This is a genomic window from Kitasatospora sp. NPDC085879 (assembly GCF_040686255.1).
In the GTDB taxonomy this organism is placed as follows: Bacteria; Actinomycetota; Actinomycetes; order Streptomycetales; family Streptomycetaceae; genus Kitasatospora.
Map to the genome: position 1 here is coordinate 1 of NZ_JBFBJZ010000065.1, position 2,901 is coordinate 2,901.

Genomic DNA, 2,901 nt, shown 5'->3' on the forward strand with positions numbered 1-2,901 from the left:
CCGCGCCCGCCCGGCCCCCCCCCCCGCCCCCCCGCCCCCCCACGACCAGCACGAACTGGACGAACCATGGATGAGCAGACAGGCGCAGAACAGGCTCACGCCGCACTGCGCGAGACCGTGATCGAGGCCCGCCCACAGGAGGCCGAACTCCGTGCCACCGAGTCATGGGCGGCCGCGGAACCGGCAGCTCGCCTGGAGCCGATGGTGGCGGCGGAGCCGGTGACGCGCCTTGAGGCGATGCATGCGGCGGAGCCGTTGACGCGGTTGGAGCCGATGCAGATGGCGGAGCCGTTGACGCGGCTTGAGCCGATGCAGAGGGCCGAGCCGGTGACGCGCCTTGAGGCCATGCACGCCGCCGAGCCGTTGACGCGGCTTGAACCGATGCATGCGGCGGAGCCGTTGACGCGGCTTGAGCCGCTGCAGCGTCGGGACGCCGCCGAGCCGACCGCCCTTCTGCGCCCGGCGGCGATGGACGCCACCCCGGCGACGTCGGACCGGCTGCGGGCGACCGCCATGGATGCCGTTCCGGCCGAGCCCACGCTGACGCGGTCCACTCCGCTCGCCGCGACGACCGCCAGGGATGCCGTTCCGGCTTCCGAGGCCCAGGTCAAGCGGCTGGCACCGACGACCGCCGCCGCGACCCAGTCGGGCGGTGGTTCCGCCGGCAGCGGCTTCGAGGTCAACCCGGACCAGTACCGGGCCGCGGTCAGCCCGGTGCTCGCGGCGGCCGACCAGCTGTCCCAGCTGGTGACCGGTCTCTCCGCCTTCCTCGACCACACCCAGTCGACGCATCCATGGGGCAACGACGAGTCCGGCAAGAAGTTCGCGGAGGGCGAGAAGGGCTACCTGAAGTACAGCACCGACACCCTCAAGGGCCTCAAGGGCATGCCGGACGCCGTCCGCTACGTCGCGGAGGGCCTCAAGGCCATGGCCGAGAACTACCGGGCCGCCGAGGAGGGCAACTCCTCGGCCTTCCAGGACGGCGGCGGCGCCGAGGGCGTCTCCGTCTCCCAGCCCGGTTCGTACAGCGCGCCCGTGAACGTCACCTCACCGGGCGCCACCCTGCGGGACATCGCGCAGGCCCACCCGTCCACCACCCGAAGGGCCTGATCCGATGGCGGTCGAACTTCCAGAGCCCCTGCAGTGGGTGCTGCTCCTCCTGGCCGGCACCCGCTGGCCGGAGGCCGACGAGGACATGCTCCGCGACATGGCGGAGCGCTGGCGCGACGGCGCCAAGACCCTGGAGGAAGCCGGACGGTCGGCGGACGCCGCCGTGAAGCGCGCCCTCGACGGCCAGCGCGGCGCCGCCGCCGACGCACTTGCCAAGCACTGGGGGCAGTTCACCACGGGCAAGGGCACCGAGGAGGAACCGGGTTACTTCCCCGGCCTCGTCCAGGCCTGCAACGGCATGGGCGACATGCTGGAGGCGATGGCCAACTCCGCGGAGACCGCGAAGATCCAGATCGTGGCCCAACTCGGCATCCTGGCCTTCGAGATCGCGACCGCGGAGGCGGAAGCCCCGTTCACCGCGGGCGTGTCGCTGGCCGAGATCCCCGTGTTCGTGGGCATCAGCCGCACCGCCGTCCAGCAGATCCTCAAGCAACTGCTGAAGGAGACCCTGCAGTTCGCGGCGAAGCAGGCCGCGCAGATGGCCGCGATCAACCTCCTGGCCCAGGGCATCGAGGTGGCGGAGGGCCACCGCAAGAGCATCGACACGAAGGAGCTCGGGCAGAACGCCCTCGGCGGCGCCATCGGCGGCGCAAGCGGCCACCTCATCGGCAAGGGCCTCAGCGCCGGCGGGTCGAAGCTCGGCCTCAGCAGTGTCATGGAGACCACCGCGGGCCGGATGGCCCACGGCGCAGCGGTCGGTGTCGGCGCCGACGTCTCCACCCAGCTCATCACGACCGGCCACGTCGAGGGCGGCAGCCTGCTCGGCTCCGGCCTGAGCGGCGGTGCCTCCGTCGGCCTGCACCGCGGTGCGGCCGTCGTGAAGGGCAAGTTCAACGCCCCGAAGATTCCGACCCCGCACACCGGCCCCGAGGGCGCTGGCGCCGGAGCCGGAGCCGGAGCCGGCAAGGGGACGGGCGGCGCGCCCGTCTTCTCCAAGCCCGACTCCGGGTCGTCGAGTTACCGCGGCCCGTCGGCCGAGGGACTCTCCGGCGGCGGCACCCACGAGGCCCCCTCGACAACCGGCACGCCCTCGTCGTCGGGATCGGCGGCATCCTCCGGGGGCGGAGGCCACGCCTCGACCGCCTCGACCGGTTCGGCTGCCACTGGCGGCACCGGCAGCACGGTGCACAGCGGTGGCGAGAGCGGCGGCGGTGCGGGCCGCACCGAGAGCGCTCCGCCCGCGTCCTCGTCCTCCGGCACCCGCGGCCTGGTGCCGTTCGGCTCCGACCGACCGGCGCCCTCCGCAGCCCACACCCCGGCCGCGGAGACCGCCGCGGCCCCGGCTGCACCGCGCGCGGAGACGTCCGCGACGCACGACGCCCCGGCACCCGCTCGTGGCGAGGCGCCCGCGCCCCGGCCCGCCGAGCCTGTGCACCAGGTCTCGGAGCCGGCACCCCGTGGTTCCGAGTCCGCACCCCGTGCCGCCGAGCCGGCCGCTGCCGTGCACGAGCAGGCTCAGCCGCAGACCCACCAGAACGTCCAGCCCGCCGCGCACGAGTCCGCGGCCGTCCCGATGTCGGAGTCGCGCCCCAACACGACCGCCGGTGAGACCCGTCACGTCCCCACCGACACGGCAGGGGCACACGAGGGACGGCCTGCGCCCACGGAGCCGGTCGCCGACCGGACGCCGACCGCCGACAGGCCGTCCCCGGCGCCGGTTCACGAGACGCCGGTCCATGAGTCGCCTGCGCCGAGCCGTGAGACTCCTGCTCATGTGCCGCCGACTACCGG

1 protein-coding gene and 1 pseudogene are annotated in these 2,901 nt (G+C 73.9%); both read left to right on the forward strand.

From position 1 onward, the window contains the following. The first annotated feature begins 66 nt into the window (after positions 1 to 66). The gene (locus AB0P35_RS33645) at positions 67 to 1,110 is read left to right on the forward strand and encodes a hypothetical protein (protein ID WP_363518485.1); all 1,044 of its coding nucleotides are present in this window, start codon (positions 67 to 69) and stop codon (positions 1,108 to 1,110) included. A 4-nt stretch (positions 1,111 to 1,114) separates the two neighbouring features. Continuing rightward, positions 1,115 to 2,901 (forward strand): annotated as a pseudogene (locus AB0P35_RS33650) (hypothetical protein); the annotation flags it as partial.

Bases quoted from the DNA above. Each gene is read 5' to 3' on its own strand.
- AB0P35_RS33645 (WP_363518485.1), top strand. From the start codon at position 67: ATGGATGAGCAGACAGGCGCAGAACAGGCTCACGCCGCACTGCGCGAG.